Origin of the sequence: Paenibacillus sp. GSMTC-2017 (genome assembly GCF_016019935.1) — a bacterium.
GTDB lineage: Bacteria > Bacillota > Bacilli > Paenibacillales > Paenibacillaceae > Pristimantibacillus.
Window position 1 is genome coordinate 1,191,389 of the sequence record NZ_JAECMT010000001.1, and the last position, 18,001, is coordinate 1,209,389.

Genomic DNA, 18,001 nt, shown 5'->3' on the forward strand with positions numbered 1-18,001 from the left:
CCTCACTTATCTTTAACACTATTTTCTATTAAACAATCCACCGAACAACCGATCAGCAAGCCGAGGAAAAAGACCATAAAGCTTTATACCAATACCTGCTGAACGAGGTAAATCAACTTCAGCCGTTTTCCGCTCCATTACACGAATGATCACTTTTGACACATAGTTTGGTTTCATCATAAACCAACTAACATTTTTTACATAAGATCCTGAAGGATCAGCAATTGCAAAAAACTCCGTATCAATCGGCCCCGGATTAATGGAAGATACAAAGATTCCTTGCGGCCTAAGCTCCATTCGCAATGCGTTCGTAAATCCAAGTACAGCATGTTTCGTCGCCGTATAACTTGTGGACTTCGCTGACCCAATCTTACCAGCCATCGATGCAATATTAATAATATGACCACTCTTTTGCTTCAACATATATGGCAAAACAGCTTTCGTACAGCGAACAATACCCAAATAATTGGTGTCCATCATCGCTTGAAAGCTCTCAATAGGCATATCAGAAAAGGACTCAAATTGTCCATATCCAGCATTGTTAAGCAAAATATCAATTTTCCCATACTTTGCAATAATATCTTCTACCGTTGATTGGACTTGATTCATATCTGTTACATCCATCACGTAATAGGCACATTGTCCCTTAATCTCAGCAACTTGCCGCTTCAACTTTTGTTCGCTGCGACCTGTCAAAATAGGAATCGCACCACGACTTGCCAGCATTGATGCGGTTAACGCACCGATCCCACTTGATGCACCTGAAATGAGTATAACTTTCCCGCTCAGCATCCAACATCACCCATTCATAATTTTACTCCAACATAGCCCACGAAGCAAAAAAAGCTCCCAAAAGGAGCTTCATGCGCTTTAGGAAGCGATTAACACTTGAATGTCCAGTTCCCCGATCCCTTCCATAATGAGAGGAATCGTTAAAGCTTGAGTAGCATTAAATCCTGCTAAATAATCGGATTGAACTAGTTTTGGCGGTGTAATATCTACCCTAACACCCTGATTGAATAATATCGTGCTAGCATTTCCGCTTATCATGTTCCCAAGCTCTGAGATGCCACTTTTGACTATTTCATCAATTTCAGAAAGTGCATATCCGCCCATCATTGCCGATACCATCTTAAGGGCAACCTGTTCACTTAGTCCGAATACAATATCACCGTTCATTTGTCCATTAAGCCCTATCTGGATCCAAATATAATTCTCAACAATCGTTACGTCCTTGAGCCCTAACTGACCTGTCGCAGGTTTAATTTGTACGACTTGCTCAATTACGATTTTTGCTGATTCAAGAAACGGATTTATATATTCTGCCTTCATAAAGAGGTTACGCTCCTTTTTTTCGACAAAATTCGCAATTTGTCTAATTTGCAATTATTATACTTGAAATAATAGGACAAGTATACTAGAAAAGGAGTATATCGAACTTTAGACCTAGTGCAATATGACATCCATACCTAGTTTAAACGGCTTTTCCTTGTCCATTTCTACGGTATCGCATTCTCATTAATCGAAGTTTTTCATACAAAAGTTCTACTGGACGTTCCCTGCTATTATCGACATTTTCCCCATAAACCTGAAGAAGAACAGGCTTTAAGTACCGGTCTCCTACCTTTGTCAGCGCATCCCAGATCAGTTGTTGCTCAGATTCAGGAACAGTTATCAATTCCTGTTCAATCAATGGCTCAATATTATAACCTTCCTGCTCTAATTGCTCAATTCTTAGCAACAACTCACGTCTAGGTATAGAAAGTTCTGATTGTATTTGGTCTAATGTGCTTGACTGCTGAAGTAGTGTCAAAATTCGTTTCTTTTCTTGCTGCTTATCCATCAAGTCTTTATATTTATTTTCTTTTTGCTTATAGAGCCATGCCGTATATACTTCTGTATCTAGTTTATCCGAAACCCAATCTAGAGGAAATACTGTGTCTCTTTCCTTTTGGCTCGTAATTTCTAATATCGAAGAACCGTACGTATCATGTTTCGTTTGTCCCCAGCCAGGAAGCAATTTCAATTCTCCTTCTGTTTGTGGAACAAACGCACTAATCATCCATAACATTCTATTCGTAGTTACTAAATAAGCAGACTTCTTCTCTGCGGATGCTGTCTTCCGGCGCCACTCTCTTAGCAATTCAAATAACTCCGGATCAGAGTTTAGCTCCCCATAACATTGAAGCATTGTGACAAGACTTCCACCCGAAGATCGACCATTCTCAAGTAAACTTTCAATAATAGGTGTGTAGCCTTGTCCCATTACTTTCGCAACGCCATGTCGAAAAGCGGTTATCATCTCTTCCCATGACGTACCTTCAAACCAGCTATTAGCTGAATCCTCTCCTTGACCGAGCTCGCTTTCCTCCAGCCAATTGACGGACCAAAGCCCTTGTTCTTCACATATGGATAGCTGCGCACTTATGACTCCATTTCCTTCAGACGGTTTCTCAAATGTGTTCAGAAATACAATTTGCATACTTTCACACTCACCCTTCATTGGATTAGAATAGCGAGCCAATTAAACGTAAATGCGTAAGAACACGCAAAAAAGCACCTCTTCTGCTAGAGCAGAAGAGGTGCTTCCTCATACGTTCGTTGATTCGATTGCTTACATGCTATCATATAAAAAAACGATTGACAAGCAGTTTTTGTTAGCCGCTGGATTAAGAATACGGTATAATAAAACTAACACATTTACTTCGGAGGGATATCCAATGCAGCTACCTGATTACGATTTTATGTCGGATACAACCGAGGAGACAACTACCAGATTCGTTACCTTTATTACACCAAGTCTAACACGATTTGACCTTGCGGTCACAGCTACGAGTCGATTTTACGGAAAAAAGCTTGTTACCGATCTTCAATCCGGAAAAACTGCAATCATCGGGGCAGATGATCTAGAAGAAGAAGGATATTTGGAATATACGTTCAAAATAACAGAAGAAGAAGCTCTTGAGCTTGCTCAGTTTCTATACTTCGTAATCGGAACGGTGAATTTTACAGAATAATGTGGGTAAAGCTAATAGGGTAGTCAGTGACTAACGTAAGAGGAGCTTGCCAATGGATTCATTCCTTAAAGAAAATCGTCAGCCGTACACCGATGTAACAACAGTTGAATCACAGCGGAACGACCTCAATGCGGAAGAGTTTCCTGATGGTCCATATGGCTCTGATTTAATAAGTGAGTCACTCGGTAAAAGTTCACCATGGCGTATTGATCAACGTTCTTCGAACCGCTTCAGTTATGAAAATCGTTCGCTCCATGAAGGACAGGGTCGTGATTATCCTGGAGAAGACAACTTTAAAGCTACCATTCCAGAAATTCAAGACGAACCATAGCACGTAAAACGCCCTTGGTCGTTGCAAAGTAAATTGCAACGACCAAGGGCGTTTTCATTTTTATTGATTCATATTGGTACGATTATGCTGGATTAAGTTCCAGTTCATCCTCATCGCCACGATTAAACGATTCACGGTCGAATTCACCTTCAGAATTAGCTACTAACAAAGCAGTAACTGTAGTTCCTGTTGCGTTCACTGCTGTACGTCCCATGTCAATCAACGCTTCAACAGCGACAACAAGAGCAATTCCTTCTAATGGAAGACCAATTGCAGTTAGTACAACTGTTGTCGAGATCGAAGCTGGACCAGGCACACCGGCAACACCAATTGAAGAGATTACACTAACAATAACGATTAGAACGTAATCAGTAAGCGTAAGTGTTACTCCATATACTTCAGCGATAAATACCGACACTACTGCAGGCCAAATACCTCCGCAACCATTAAAGTTCATTGATGCGCCAAGTGGAGCTACAAAGCTTGCAATCTTGGGAGAGACGCGTAATCGCTTCGTAATCACTTCAAGGTTGATAGGTAAAGTTGCAAAGCTGCTGCGAGTTGTGAAGGCTACAGCCACTGTTGGATAAGCTTTTTTGAAAAATTTAAGCGGGTTTACCTTTGCAACAAGGGATACAAGTCCCCCGAATACAAACACGAAATGAATGGTTAAGGCAACGTAACTAACTAAAATTAACATGGCTAGCGGTTCTAACGTTTCCCAGCCGTATTTTGCAGCCATAACTGCAATAAGTGCAAATACACCATATGGTGTAAAACGAAGAACAAACTTAACGACTTGATGCATAATTTCTGTCGCTGAGCCAATAAAAGCTCTAACAGGTTGAACGGCTTCAGGTTTTTTCGTTCCGATCTTAACAATTGCAATTGCAATAAATAATGCAAAAATTAATATTGGTACAACTTTCCCTTGGGCTGCATCATTAATTGGATTTGAGGGCATTTGATCCAAAATAACTTGGAAGAAACTCGGAATCTCACGCGCTTCAAAATCCGCAGGTGGTGCAGCTGAAAAGCCAGCCCCTGGATTCATAGCCGTTGCTACAAGTAAACCTATAATTGCTGCAATACCAGTTGTTCCTAGAAACCAACCAATTGTTTTAATGCTGAGCTTCTTTAAATAGTTCAAATTCGTAATTGAAATGATACTATTAATAACTAGTACGAATACGAGGGGTATTACAATCATCCGTATAAAGTTAATATAAATAGAACCGATTGTCCCTACGCCTTCTGTCTCCAATTGAAAATGATTGAAAACTAGACCCGCTCCAAGTCCAAATCCTAATGCAAGAAGGACACGAGTCCCAAATCCAACCCGCTTCTTAGCAAGAAAATAAAGAATACCTAGAAAAACCGCAGACACAAGAAGCGAAATGCCATTGGTCTCAAATGCTGTTAATAAATTGTTTTCCATGATGATGGAACACTCCTTCTACTGTTTTAGCGACGAAAGTCTCCACTCTCTTCTATTATTATCCTGATGTCAAAAATATACTCGAGAATGTGTCTTATCTGGATGTCGATTATGCCGCAATATCATATGAGTTTACTCGGATATCAACTGATGATATCAGCGCTCTAATTGTTTGTCAATTACATTTATCACCAGTATAAAGTAAAGAAATCACCATCTATAACTGATTTCCCACATACTAGGAGAACAATTTATTCCCTTCTACTTAAAGCTCATGAACCGTAACTTCACTTCTAACCATAAATCTAGCATTTACCCCTGCTTGACCTATTCCCTTTGAAATGTAAAAGGCATTATTCGGTTGTACATGAAGTCCTTTATAAATACCACTAGCCGCAAGTTGTCCCTTAGGATAAATCGAAAAAAATAGCGGGACATTCATCTGCTTCCCGTGCAAATGACCTGCTAGCAAGTAATTGTACTGTTTATTTATCGACAAAACTACTTCGGGATCATGAGTAATAACGATGACAGGCTTACTCCCTGTCACATTACGGAACGCTTTTTGAACTCGGCTATGTCCAGTACAATAATCATCGATTCCAACGAGCTCAAATGTAGGAAATACTAATGAAGAATTGCGAAGAACAGAAATATTGTAGATATTGAATAGTCGGATAAGACGTTGCAATGAATGTACTTGATGATCATGATTGCCAAGTACCGCGTAGGTAGGGATGCCACACGATGCAATTGCTTTCAAATATCGTTCAAGCTTCGGTAAATAGCTGCTTTTATATGTATAATCTCCAGTGAGGAAAATATAGTCTGGTTTAATTGTATCAATCGTTTTCGCAAGTCGGTGGGAAGAAATTCGAAGCATGTCGACATGTAGATCGCTAATTTGCAAAACGCGTGCGCCAATTCCGAGAGGATAATGGACCGTTTCAACTTTTAGCCATTGCGTAGGGAAAATAAATAAGAAGTACCACAAAATGGAACAAATGACTACTATAAGTAAGATAACATACCATTCTATCATTCAATTACTCCCCCTCTCACCGTATCTCAGCTATCACAAAACTAAGTTAAGTATAGAGTAGATCATGAATGAACGCGAATTACATCAATTCAAATGTTTATATTCCAAAGTATATAAGCCTTTCCTCAGACAAGTGTGCAACAAATGAAAACACTTCCGCTTCACAGGTCATTCGATCAATATCATATTCGCCGAGCAAAACATTGACAACACGGCCTACCGTAATAGGCTCATACGCCAGCTCCCAAATGCGACTCCCCATATCTCCAAGCTCATAATACTTACCTGTTGATGGGATAAGAATAACCTTTGATTCATCACGATTCACACTAAATAGGAGATTTTTATTTCTAATAATAAGAAGATGCGTCGATAAAGATAACGATTCTTCACTCTTTAATAACACATCTTGATTATTTTCCATGTTAACAATCTCTCCTCCATTTAATAGGTATTTTTTCCCTATTACATCACTTTTAAACGATAGTTTATACATATAAAGTTACATCTCTGAATGACACTTTATTTAATATAAAGCAGTTTTTTATATGCAAGAATATGTTCTTTATAAAGAACATATTCGGATTCTATCACTACTTTTAAAGGGCTGTCAATGTAGCGTGTAACATCCTTTTCGACATCCTAAAAATTCCAGTTTTAAGAAATGAAATTCAACAATTTATTCATGATTATTTTGTTGACAAGGCTGAAAGTAGATGGTAACCTTATACCTAGTTCTCAATAAAGAACACCGAAGTTGAAATAGTTCTTTACTACGGTTTTCGACAGACTGATGTCTGCGATAAAGTAACTATATAGGCACAATCGACATTTAAAAGAAGTGTTCTATACCAAGAACAATATATTCCCTACTAATAAAGAAACGAAACGATATCCACTATAAGAATGGACACGTCAGCGGGAGGAAATCATGAGCGCCATAAGTAGCATCTGTCATATTCATAATCAGTCATTTTCGCATGAGCTAGGACCTACTCTTATGAAAGAACTATTAAGATATCCAGCACATGCAATCGATGCTTGGCAACAAGATGGAATCTTCCTCGGCTGTCACAGTCAATGGATCACCCCGGAATCTAGACATGAACCGCTCCCTTACTATGATGCTGGTATGGACCTAGCAATAACGTCAGATGCCATTATTGATAATCGTGATGAGCTGTTTGAGAAACTACAGATTCGTCCTGCAGATCGTAAAGAAATGACAGATAGTCTGTTAATTATGCTTGCATACAAAAAGTGGGGACAACACGCTCCGAAACATCTAATTGGCGACTTTGCCTTTATTATATGGGATCGAAGTAAGTCTACATTGTTTGGTGCAAGGGACTTCTCTGGAGCCCGCACACTTTACTTCGCACAAACTGATGGGCTAATTGGATTCTGTACAGTCATCCGCCCCCTTCTTACATTACCTGGAATGGTTAAGGAGCTAAGCGATCAATGGATTTCAGAATTTCTTGCCATCCCAATCACAATAGAAGCCGTAGATTTGTACTCAACTGTTTACAAGCAAGTAGGTCAAGTGCCACCATCACATAGCTTTACGCTACGGAATGGTAAATTGTCCTTCGAGCGTTATAGCACAATCGCATCTGAAAACACACTTAAGCTACGTTCTGATGGTGAGTATGAAGAAGCATTTCGCGATGTGTATACAAAAGCTATAACGTCCAGACTTCGTACCTACCGCGAAGTAGGAGCTAATTTGAGTGGTGGTTTAGACTCCGGTTCTGTAGTCAGCATCGCTGCTAGAGAATTGATGCGAGAAAACAAAAAGTTACACACGTTCAGTTATGTTCCTCAAGATGATTTTCAAGATTGGACGCCAAAAAGCCGTGTTGCTAATGAAAAAGTACATATAAAAGAAACTGTAAAGTACGTAGGTAATATTAATGATCAATATTTCGATTTTCCAACAAAGAACCCTTTATCTGAAATAGATGATTGGCTCGATTTAATGGAAACTCCGTACAAATTTTACGAAAATTCTTTTTGGATGAAAGGCATCTATGAGCAGGCACAACAATTGGATGCTGGTGTTATCTTAACTGGTGCTCGTGGCAATTGGTCGGTGTCCTGGGGCCCAGTAATCGAATATCAAGCTACTTTGCTGCGACAGATGAAATTGCACAAATTTTATAATGAACTAACGCTTTATTGCAACAATGTTGGTATAAACAAATCTCGATTATATAAACAAATCGGAAGAAAAGCATTCCCTACTCTTGTAGGCATGATTGCCAAAAATCCGGAAAAGAGTTACGAACCATTAGGGTTAATAAACCCGCATTTCGCTGAAAAGATGAAGGTATATGAAAAACTCGATACCTATGGCTATGAGATCTGGGGACAGACCGTACAAGATATGGAACAGTTAAGAAAAGCTCAATTTGAAAAACTTTATTATTGGACGATAACTGGAACGGTCAGCAGCAAACAATCATTACGCCATTCCCTTTGGGAACGCGACGCTACTAATGATCTACGTGTAATTCGATTCTGCTTGTCGCTACCCAAAGACCAATTTGTACAGAATGGCTTCGGTCGGTCTTTAATTCGACGATCAACGAAAGGTTATCTACCTGATAGCATTCGTCTAAATCAGAAATTACGAGGTATACAAGGTGCAGACGGCATCCATAGAATGTTGCCTGCTTGGAATGAGCTATTGAGCGAACTCCATCAAGTCATTAAAGATCCTGCAATTTCTGAATATCTAAATATAGATGAGCTCACAAAAGCACTTGCAGTAATCGAACATTCACCGCGTCCTGATCTTATTTATGATGCCAATTTCAGAATATTAATGCGAAGTTTAATTTTCCGACGTTTTATCCAAAAACATGCTTGAAAGGAGGTGATCTCATGAAAAAAACATGGCAACAACCAACTCTAGAGGTACTAAACGTCAATCTTACTATGGCGGGCCCAGGTATCGCAGTTCCAGACTCCGCACAAAACGATCCAGACGAGCACGTGAACCACAGCTAGAAATCGTTTAGAGTCCTCGTTTACTTATTAATCTGATGCCCTTATGTTATTTCTAATAGGGGCATCTCCCACCACAAAATAGGTTCATGATGAGGTGATCAACCTGTTAACTTTGGATTACATGTATAACTACTACTCCTTTGGGCTTCGAATCGCAAGTGAACTACAATTACCGGAGTTACCAATGTCAGATCAAGGTGGGCATGGAGCCACTCCAGAACTGACAGTTACGATAAGAGATCTTTCGACAAAATGGCAAGAACTAGAACCTATTAGTGAATATGTAGCTATAGATAGTGATACTGTCTATATTCGAGTACCCGACACTGCTATTTTCGCTATGTATAAAGGGGAAAACATCTTTATCTCTGCCTTTCCGAATGCTAGTATCGATAAAATTAGACTTTACGTTCTTGGCACTTGCATGGGTATCATCTTAATGCAAAAACATATTTTACCGCTTCATGGTAGCGCCATTTCTATTAATGGAAATGCGTACGCAGTAGTCGGTCATTCTGGGGCCGGCAAAACGACGACTTCATCTTACTTAATTGAACAAGGTTATCAATTATTAAGCGACGATTTGATCGCTGTTACATTCGATGAGAATAATACTCCTCTCATTATGCCTGCATATCCGCAGCAAAAAATTTGGCAACAAACGATTGATATGCTCGGTATGGATGCTGCGGGACTTAAACCACTATTCGATAGGGAAACAAAATTTGCTGTACCAGTCCCCGGGAGCTTCTGTAATAAACCTCTACCGCTCGCTGGTATTTTTGAACTAGTAAAAACAGATAATGACGCGCCGAGTATTTCTCCAATTCAAGGGTTGGAAAGATTCCATACGCTGCTTCAACATACATTTCGAGGATTTCTCATCAAACGGTTAGGACTTCTCGACTGGCATTTTGGAACGTTAGCACGATTCGCCAACCATATCGAGATGAATAGACTTTATAGGCCACAATCTGGTGATAGCCTTAATGCTCTTGGTGAGTTATTGCTTCAATCGATTAATAAGGAGAGTAATAAAAATGAAAACAGAGCTATTGTCTAAATCAACAGTTGTGTCATCCTGTAAAGAAAACATTGTTAGCGATATGGGTGGCGAAAAAGTTATGCTAAGTGTTTCAAGCGGGAACTATTATAACTTAGGCCATATAGGCGGCCATATTTGGGATGCAATCACAGAACCTATTTCCATTCAAGATCTAATCAATACGCTATTGGAACAATTCGATGTAGATCGTGAGGAATGCGAAAGCCATGTGGAATCGTTTCTCGATCATCTTCGAAAGGAAGGGTTAATCGTTGTCCATGAACAAGTTACGGGTACTATTAAAGCTTGATCGTCAAACTTTCCTCTTATTTGTTGAAGCTTTAATTTTTTTAGCAGTAGCTCGGCTTCTCCTCTATCGTCCGTTCATGAAAGTAGCTCCAACCTTAGGCACACGTACTGAGATAACACCAGAAGACTGCGAGAATAAACAGGTTCGGATTCAATCGAAAAAAATAGCATCTGCAGTAGATGTAATGAGCCGTAATACATTTTGGGAAAGCAAATGTTTTGTTAGAGCTATTGCGTGTATGAAGATGCTTGAGCGTCGTGGTATCGCGAGTACACTTTATCTGGGTACTGGAAAAGATGAGCATGGAAAACTTATTGCTCACGCTTGGCTTCGCAGCGGCTCTATTTATATGAGCGGTGCTGAAGTGATGAAGGAGTTTATCGTGGTTGAAACTTTCGCAAACAAAGCAAATTTTACTGCCCTATAACGATTTATAATTGCCTTATAATGAGGGAGATCTCCATGAAATATATCCTACATTTCCTTAAAAAATTGCATGCCCACGCTGGTTTTGCTCTATATCGCAACTTATTTGGCACTGTGACTAGCAGCTTCCTAGAAAGTGTTGGTGTTTTATTACTTGTTCCACTTCTTAGTCTAATCGGACTCATCGGTATGGGTGTTAATCCAGGAGGATATTTCACTTGGATATCCGAGCGGTTAAATTCTTTTGATACGTTAACCTCATTATGTATTGTCCTCGGAGTGTATGCTTTAGCAACTACCCTTCAAAACTTAATTCATCGTCATATCATGATCCGGAACGTTGAACTGCAGGGTCAATTCGGTAGGCAGCTTCGTCTCGATACCTATCGCGAGCTGCTGCAAGCGAATTGGCCCTTCTTTCTGCGTAAGAGAGGATCAGATCTCGTCAATTTAATGACACAAGAACTAGCAAGAGTAGTTAGTGCGATGAACACTTCTCTTCAACTCCTTGCTTCTGTCATCTTTACAATCATCCAAATCGGTATTGCTCTTTGGCTATCCCCACTACTCACTTTATTTGTGTTAGTTTGCGGTTTGTTGCTTGCTGTAGCATCAAGACGTTTCATCAAAAGCTCGAAGCAGATCGGAACTCAAACCACACAAAATTCTCAGAACTACCTTGGTGGAATTACAGATCAAATAAATGGGATGAAAGACATTAAGAGCAATACGATGGAACATACGAGAATGGAATGGATGGATAACCTAACACAAAGTATGTTCCAAGAACAGATGGCCTATATTAAATTAAGAATGAATTCCCAACTACTCTACAAAACAGTCTCTACTTTTCTCATTGCTAGCTTCATTTTGGCGTGCTTTACGTTGTTCAAAACGCAAGGCTTACAGCTTCTAACGATAACGTTAATTTTTGCACGGCTATGGCCAAGGTTTACTTCTATACAATCTAATATGGAAACATTATCATCCTTAATACCAGCCTGTAAAACTGTACTAGAATTGAAGGAAGAATGTACACAATCAGCAGAAAAAGGTGCTGGCATCGACCGTGCGGGAAGCCGACTTGACATTGCACAGCATATTGAATGTCGAGAGCTAAGCTATAAATATAATAAAAACGACCATGAGTACAATTTAAAGGGAATTAACCTCCGTATCAAAGCTCACTCTACAACCGCTATTGCTGGTGCATCTGGAGCTGGAAAAAGCACGTTAATCGATTTGATCATGGGCATTATTAATCCGGACAAAGGGCATATTCTCGTTGATGGGTATCCTATCACAGAACATAATTTATTTGCTTACCGTAAGTCCATTAGTTATGTGTCACAAGACCCTTTTCTGTTCAACACTACCATTAGAGAAAATATGGAGCTTATTATGCCAAATGTCACTGAGGAAGAAATATGGCAAGCATTAACGTTTGCTTCATGTGATACATTTGTAAAAGGGCTGCCTCAAGGGCTAGATACTACGATTGGAGATAGGGGAGTGCGATTGTCCGGAGGGGAACGCCAGAGACTGGTACTTGCAAGAGCTATTATTCGTAAACCTTCCATTCTTGTACTTGATGAGGCAACCAGTGCGCTGGATGCGGAAAATGAACGCAACATTCAAGAAGCTATTGATCGATTAAAAGGTACGATGACCATTATTATAGTCGCTCATCGCTTATCTACTTTACGCGGGGCTGATCAGGTATACGTCATACAAAATGGAGAAATCGTAGAACAGGGGAAATTCGCACAACTAGCCGGAGATCACGAAGGTTACTTCGGTCGTTCACTTCACCTCCAAACGGGTTCCACCGCAGCTTCGTTCTAAATAAAGAATGATTCCTCTACTATTACTTTCGTATTTACAATAAATTCGTTATAATAGAAAAAAACAATGCACCTTAGCATTATCGGGGGAGTCTACCATGATTGGACAACGTATTCAGATGCTTCGCAAGCGAAAGGGTCTATCGTTAACTGAGTTGTCACAACGAGCTGGAGTCGCAAAATCTTATTTGAGCTCAATCGAAAGAGGACTCCAGCAAAACCCTTCTATACAATTTCTAGAGAAAATAGGCGAGGTATTAAACGTTCCCGTTGAGGAATTTGTTAATAGTGAGCAAACTGAACGAGCAGCCGACGGTCTTGACATGGAGTGGGGCGAATTGGTCCGAGAAGCGATGGCTTCTGGAGTCAGCAAGGAACAGTTCAAAGAATTTCTAGAATTCAACAAATGGAAATCAAATCGCGAATAGCGCCGTATTCTTTATACAGCGCTTTCTTGTAATTTTGCAAACCCTTCTTCACGAAGTGTACTAAGCAATTTTCTTACATCATCGATACTTAATCCCTTATCACGTGCTTGTAATATAAGCTCTACCCATTCTTTATCCAATTCAAGTTGGTTGTCCGATACTAATAGTGTCATCCTCATATCCCCCAATTAATTGGGGCCGGTTGCACCACTGACTCCATGCGCTTAAGGTGCCCATATAATAAACGCATTTCCTCGTCTCCCAATTCCATAATTTTGACTACATCACTAATAATAGCCTACTACGCTTGCATATACTGTCGGTTCATGTCCCCAAATTTTGATAGATTACTTCTTAATTTGTCGAATTTATAAAAATGATATTTTTGAAACCGTATTCATCAGCGTTTTTTTAAATAAACTCTTAACATAGTTCTTCCGTCCCATTTTATATAGATAGCTAACGTTCTTTTCACGAATTGCTTTAATGAACTCTGGTGAGCATCGACTTGCAGCAGCTTCAAAGTTCACACTCTCCTGGACAGCTGGGTGAGAGCAATATTCGTTTATTAGCGTGAACTGCTCCTGCTTAGATAAGCTACCAAGGAACATGTTTCTTAAGCATGTAGGGAATGTATTCAGCAGCATTAATCTAATACCTAACAAATGATAATCTTGATTTTGGATATAGTAAGTTTCCACTACTTCCTTCTGAATACGATAACCACTAACTGCATCCTTAAATAGATAGGACATGTATTTGCTCGTTGATCCTCCAGCACGATAATAATAAAGTCCGTCAGGAATTACTTTAACTGTCTTAGCCTTAATGAACATCTCAAGATTGTAATAAAGATCATCACCAAAGAAGTGGATACGGGATAAGAAATGACCATCTGTCTGCAGCAACTCTCTTTTATATAACTTACCATGCATCTGAGCTGGGAAAGAATGTCCGTGAAGAAAAGCTGGAATTAACCCGCTAAAGATTTCATCTCCGGTATACAACTTTTCATTAACAAAATATTCACTTCTATTCGTTTTCCTTATCCACTTCGATTTCCCGAGTACTTTAACTAAATTACAAACCGTAATATCTGCATCTACAGCTTCTGCAATACTAATCATTCTCTTCAGCATTAAATTGTCAATCCAATCATCAGCATCAACAAACATGACGTACGAGGAGCTGGATAATTCTACACCTTTGCATCTAGCAGCTATGCTACCAGAGTTAGGTTGATGATAAATTTGAATGCGATCATCTCTAATTTCGTATTGTCTGGCTATTGCTATACTGTTGTCACTACACCCATCATCAATGATCAACAGATTCCAATCTTTGAAAGTCTGACTCATGATAGATTGTAAACAGCGATGCAGCTTATCTCCCGCATTATAGACAGGAACTATGATGCTGACTTTACTCACGGTTAGCACCTCGCAATTTATGTAACCTTCGTAGTCGTGTGATCGGTGCAAGTTGTGTTACAGGTAGCTTTATCCCTTCTGTGCAAGAGTAGCCAATTCCCTGTAACCATTAGGATTCATCGACTGCCATCGCCATGTGTCTCTGCACATTTCTTCTATTCCTCTTTCGGCAATCCAATTTAATTCTGTATTTGCCTTTGTTGTTTCAGCATAACAAGTAGCGATGTCTCCTTGCCGTCTATTTGATATACGATAAGGAATAGTACGCCCCGATGCTTCTTGGAATGCTTGGATCATCTCCAGCACACTAAACCCTTGACCTGTACCTAAATTGTACGTACAAACACCTTGAGTCGCTCTAATTTTGAGAAGAGCTTTCAAATGCCCTAACGCAAGATCGACAACATGGATATAATCCCTCACTCCCGTTCCATCTAACGTATCGTAATCTTTTCCATACACTGAAACTTCTGTTAACTTACCTACAGCAACTTGCGCGATGTATGGTACTAAGTTATTAGGCACTCCACTTGGATCTTCTCCTATCCTCCCACTTTTGTGAGCTCCAACTGGATTGAAATATCGTAATATTGCAACACTCCAATTTGGGTTAGACTGAACAAGATCATGCAAAATCTGCTCAATAACTTGTTTTGTACGTCCGTATGGATTAATTGCACCGATCGGTGCGTTCTCATCAATAGGTACATGCTGAGGAACACCATAAACGGTTGCAGACGAACTAAAGATTAGTTGTCTGACATTGTTCTCTTCCATTACTTCACAAAGTGTTGTCGTACTCATTAAATTATCGTGATAATATTTAAGTGGAAATTGTACCGATTCACCTACTGCCTTCAGACCTGCAAAATGAATAACCGCATCAATATGATGCTCTTTAAATACATGATCCAATGAATCACGATCCATTAAATCAATAAAATAAGATGGGAACGACTTGTTCGTTAGTTCTGTTACACGCTTTAACGCCTCGGGATGACTGTTTGAAAGATTGTCAACGACTACTATATTAAAGCCAGCATTAAGTAATTCTACACAAGTGTGACTACCGATATAACCTGCTCCGCCAGTAACGAGAATAGCCAATTCTATCTCCTCCAAAGTTCTTTTTCAAGAATACAATTGTTCTTTATAAAGAACATTATAACAGAACAAATTGTGAATGTCTTTAATTAATAGAAATTTATAACAAAAACCCCCTTACACAATCATTTATCGTGGAAGGGGGGTTGATCCTATTTTATGACTAAACATCCGCTATTTCTGTATTATTGACGGCGACTACATATGGTGATGAACCTGTAATTGTAACTCCCTTCAATACAGATGCAGCTAACGTAAATGAGTTATTTTTTCTGAGCCAATTCATGTTCACTTTAGTGTTCTCTAAATAAGAGTTTACTATCTTCGCTTTTGTGTTTCCATCTGACTTTCCGATTGCCGTACTAAAAAAAATACTATTTGTAATTGTTGTTGGTCCTTCGAGTACGACAGAAACTCCTTGAAATAGAGCTGATCGAACTGAATTCTCTCTTACATAAGATGAACTATTTGATCCAAATTGAATATCCCCACCAAGCCGGGTCGTCTTATTTCTAATAAACTCCCCACTTTCAATGTGACATCCTTCAAAACGTGCATAACCTTCTATAAGTGTTATTCCTTTGATTACATTCGGACGGCCAACGTAGTTTGCAGGCACTAACAACGCTACATCATAATTTTTTACTGTAACGTTATTTATAACTGCTCCCGCCAATAATAAGTTCAAGTTCGGAGTAAGATTATTATCAGGACGCCAATCTCTCTCCAATACGATATTGGATAAATAACATCTACCGTAATTGTAACGGCTGATATTATAACCAATTACCCCCTGATCAGATACAACAACTGCAGGACCATCAAGCGTCTCAGATACTTGGAAAGCGTTTGCGCTTTTATTTACTATAAAATAAATTTTATCTATACTTATTCCAATTGGTACTTTACCAACCCACTGCTCGAATACTACCTTTGCACCATTCCCCATTCCATGAGGAGTAGCGTACGTAAATGTTTTATTGTCAGTTATTGAAAGGGGTGATCCAAAGTAACCATACAGACTAGAACCATATATAAGTCCATCTTTAATTCTACAGTTATTTACCGTCGCCCCTAATACATTGAGAAATCTCAAATTCCCACCCCGGAAGACGGCTCCATCTACAAAATTATCACCTTGCACCCATAACTCGCATTTATCAAATATGTTGTTGACGAACCTAATATTTGCATAGTTCGCATTCGAATTGATTCCCCCAACATTGTAGCCTTCGAAATTATTGCCTTCTAGTAATACATCTGTTCCATCTGTATTAACAAAATGTCCTCTTGCATTGCTATAAATATAATTATCTTTAATAAAGATTCGATTGTTTAGTTCTAACCCATCAGGACGATCTTCCGATTTAACTGGGATATTCATTTCACTAAGCATCGATTCTATGTCAATGCCATACATAGGTAATGTACCATTTCGAAAATTTGTTGTTATATCGTCATCATCAAAGCCAATATGATGGATTCTGTTTCGATAGATATGAGTGTCATTCGTTGAACAAATAGATATACCTTGTCTCCGACAATGGTGAATGTCGCAATTTTTTATATTTACATGCTGGCCCATCTGTTCTTGCGTATATTGTGTTGGATCGATATGATATTTTTCCCAACTTGAGAATATGCCGTCACCTGTACAATTTGAAATATCTATCCCTGTAATGTCAACGTGATTTGAACCACGAATCGAAATTCCGTGCCCGCTTTCATGTGTCGTAGAAAAATGATCAATTTTCGCTTGTAAAGCTGCGATTTGCGCATTCGTGAGTGGTGAAGTGGGCTTTATCGCGATAACCATTTTATTATTGCGATCAATACCTTCTTCATCCAAAATCCAACCTCTTCCATTCGATCCGCTTGGTGCAAATATTCCGTTTGTACGAAAACCTACTAAAGTAGAAGCCATAACAACATCCTTGTATTGATAGAACTGATACCCTGGAGCTGTCACTCCATTAATTCCCCATACTCGGAATGAGGATAATAGTCCGGGGTTGTCATAACGATCTATCACTTCACTTCTGATCCAGCTAGCGTTGTTATTTAAAGATCCATCAGCGTTTATTCCACCTCTAACGAACTTTACGTACATTTCGTATCTATGAACTTTTTTATCCCCTACTATTTTCCCGCCTGATAGCTTAGCATGCCGAATACCTGTCATATTGAATATGGCATAGCTCGGCGAAGAATTTCCTTCCAGGCGAATTTCACAATCGTGAGACATTTCTAGATGCATGTCACTAACCATATTTATCGCAGTCAAAGTAGAAGGATCTAAACTGACTTGATAGATACCACCAGGAAGGACAATATGACTATAACCTTCATCTTTTGCCCAAATGATCGCATCATTAATTCCTTTCCGCGTATTGTCAGCATCCGTACCATCGTTGCTAATACCGAATTCAGATAAGTCGATAAAGTAGGAAGCTCCTCCATTGATAGATTGCGGTGGCATAATTACATCACCTCCGAGTTTTACTATCAATTTATGTAGCCTGTCTGCGAAACGTTACAAATTATGTTAATACGTCCATTTAAAAGTTATTT

At 39.2% G+C, this 18,001-nt stretch carries 19 protein-coding genes and 1 riboswitch; of the genes, 9 read left to right on the forward strand and 10 right to left on the reverse strand.

What is annotated here, in order from left to right:
* Positions 1-18 precede the first annotated feature (18 nt).
* The 3 genes from I6N90_RS05535 to I6N90_RS05545 all read right to left on the reverse strand — a co-directional run bounded on the left by I6N90_RS05535 (position 19) and on the right by I6N90_RS05545 (position 2,482).
* Complete coding sequence (locus I6N90_RS05535) at positions 19-792, reverse strand: SDR family NAD(P)-dependent oxidoreductase (protein WP_197934462.1); 774 nt, start codon at positions 790-792, stop codon at positions 19-21.
* Between the two features lie 78 nt (positions 793-870).
* Positions 871-1,332, reverse strand: a complete 462-nt coding sequence (locus I6N90_RS05540; RefSeq protein WP_197934463.1) for a chemotaxis protein CheX — start codon at positions 1,330-1,332, stop codon at positions 871-873.
* Positions 1,333-1,474: 142 nt separating this feature from the next.
* Complete coding sequence (locus tag I6N90_RS05545; protein WP_197934464.1) at positions 1,475-2,482, reverse strand: HRDC domain-containing protein; 1,008 nt, start codon at positions 2,480-2,482, stop codon at positions 1,475-1,477.
* Positions 2,483-2,720: 238 nt separating this feature from the next.
* Between I6N90_RS05545 and I6N90_RS05550 the strand changes: the two genes are divergently transcribed.
* Both I6N90_RS05550 and I6N90_RS05555 read left to right on the forward strand, forming a co-directional pair.
* Positions 2,721-3,017 carry a DUF3055 domain-containing protein gene (locus I6N90_RS05550; protein ID WP_197934827.1) on the forward strand — a complete coding sequence of 99 codons (297 nt, stop codon included), beginning with the start codon at positions 2,721-2,723 and terminating at the stop codon, positions 3,015-3,017.
* 52 nt (positions 3,018-3,069) lie between these two features.
* Positions 3,070-3,348: a hypothetical protein gene (locus I6N90_RS05555; protein WP_197934465.1), complete on the forward strand. Its 279-nt coding sequence runs from the start codon at positions 3,070-3,072 to the stop codon at positions 3,346-3,348.
* 82 nt (positions 3,349-3,430) lie between these two features.
* On the opposite strand, the gene I6N90_RS05560 is transcribed toward I6N90_RS05555, so the two are convergent.
* The 3 genes from I6N90_RS05560 to I6N90_RS05570 form a co-directional block, all read right to left on the reverse strand.
* Entirely contained in the window at positions 3,431-4,786 is a 1,356-nt protein-coding gene (locus I6N90_RS05560; protein WP_197934466.1) for a dicarboxylate/amino acid:cation symporter, read from the reverse strand.
* 265 nt (positions 4,787-5,051) lie between these two features.
* Positions 5,052-5,828 carry a metallophosphoesterase gene (locus I6N90_RS05565; RefSeq protein WP_197934467.1) on the reverse strand — a complete coding sequence of 259 codons (777 nt, stop codon included), beginning with the start codon at positions 5,826-5,828 and terminating at the stop codon, positions 5,052-5,054.
* A 97-nt stretch (positions 5,829-5,925) separates the two neighbouring features.
* Positions 5,926-6,252 carry a lasso peptide biosynthesis PqqD family chaperone gene (locus I6N90_RS05570; RefSeq protein ID WP_197934468.1) on the reverse strand — a complete coding sequence of 109 codons (327 nt, stop codon included), beginning with the start codon at positions 6,250-6,252 and terminating at the stop codon, positions 5,926-5,928.
* 507 nt (positions 6,253-6,759) lie between these two features.
* Between I6N90_RS05570 and I6N90_RS05575 the strand changes: the two genes are divergently transcribed.
* The 7 genes from I6N90_RS05575 to I6N90_RS05605 all read left to right on the forward strand — a co-directional run bounded on the left by I6N90_RS05575 (position 6,760) and on the right by I6N90_RS05605 (position 12,896).
* Positions 6,760-8,703 carry an asparagine synthase gene (locus I6N90_RS05575; protein WP_197934469.1) on the forward strand — a complete coding sequence of 648 codons (1,944 nt, stop codon included), beginning with the start codon at positions 6,760-6,762 and terminating at the stop codon, positions 8,701-8,703.
* Between the two features lie 14 nt (positions 8,704-8,717).
* Entirely contained in the window at positions 8,718-8,843 is a 126-nt protein-coding gene (locus I6N90_RS05580; RefSeq protein ID WP_197934470.1) for a paeninodin family lasso peptide, read from the forward strand.
* A gap of 184 nt (positions 8,844-9,027) precedes the next feature.
* Positions 9,028-9,906 (forward strand): aldolase, encoded by an 879-nt coding sequence (locus I6N90_RS05585; protein ID WP_232242544.1) that lies wholly within the window; start codon positions 9,028-9,030, stop codon positions 9,904-9,906.
* A complete protein-coding gene (locus tag I6N90_RS05590) occupies positions 9,884-10,198 on the forward strand; it encodes a lasso peptide biosynthesis PqqD family chaperone (protein WP_197934472.1) in 315 nt (104 codons plus the stop codon). The genes I6N90_RS05585 and I6N90_RS05590 overlap by 23 nt, the downstream gene beginning before the upstream one ends.
* Positions 10,167-10,625 carry a lasso peptide biosynthesis B2 protein gene (locus I6N90_RS05595; RefSeq protein ID WP_197934473.1) on the forward strand — a complete coding sequence of 153 codons (459 nt, stop codon included), beginning with the start codon at positions 10,167-10,169 and terminating at the stop codon, positions 10,623-10,625. The genes I6N90_RS05590 and I6N90_RS05595 overlap by 32 nt, the downstream gene beginning before the upstream one ends.
* A gap of 35 nt (positions 10,626-10,660) precedes the next feature.
* Positions 10,661-12,469: an ABC transporter ATP-binding protein gene (locus tag I6N90_RS05600; RefSeq protein WP_197934474.1), complete on the forward strand. Its 1,809-nt coding sequence runs from the start codon at positions 10,661-10,663 to the stop codon at positions 12,467-12,469.
* 97 nt (positions 12,470-12,566) lie between these two features.
* Positions 12,567-12,896, forward strand: coding sequence for a helix-turn-helix domain-containing protein (locus tag I6N90_RS05605; protein ID WP_197934475.1), 330 nt, complete (start codon positions 12,567-12,569; stop codon positions 12,894-12,896).
* A gap of 11 nt (positions 12,897-12,907) precedes the next feature.
* Here I6N90_RS05605 and I6N90_RS05610 read toward each other — a convergent pair whose 3' ends face one another.
* The 4 genes from I6N90_RS05610 to I6N90_RS05625 form a co-directional block, all read right to left on the reverse strand.
* Entirely contained in the window at positions 12,908-13,069 is a 162-nt protein-coding gene (locus I6N90_RS05610) for an anti-repressor SinI family protein (protein WP_197934476.1), read from the reverse strand.
* 14 nt (positions 13,070-13,083) lie between these two features.
* Positions 13,084-13,167, reverse strand: a riboswitch (cyclic di-GMP riboswitch).
* 97 nt (positions 13,168-13,264) lie between these two features.
* Complete coding sequence (locus I6N90_RS05615) at positions 13,265-14,326, reverse strand: glycosyltransferase family 2 protein (RefSeq protein WP_197934477.1); 1,062 nt, start codon at positions 14,324-14,326, stop codon at positions 13,265-13,267.
* Between the two features lie 69 nt (positions 14,327-14,395).
* Complete coding sequence (gene galE, locus I6N90_RS05620; RefSeq protein WP_197934478.1) at positions 14,396-15,433, reverse strand: UDP-glucose 4-epimerase GalE; 1,038 nt, start codon at positions 15,431-15,433, stop codon at positions 14,396-14,398.
* 160 nt (positions 15,434-15,593) lie between these two features.
* Entirely contained in the window at positions 15,594-17,909 is a 2,316-nt protein-coding gene (locus I6N90_RS05625; RefSeq protein ID WP_197934479.1) for a right-handed parallel beta-helix repeat-containing protein, read from the reverse strand.
* Positions 17,910-18,001 lie beyond the last annotated feature (92 nt).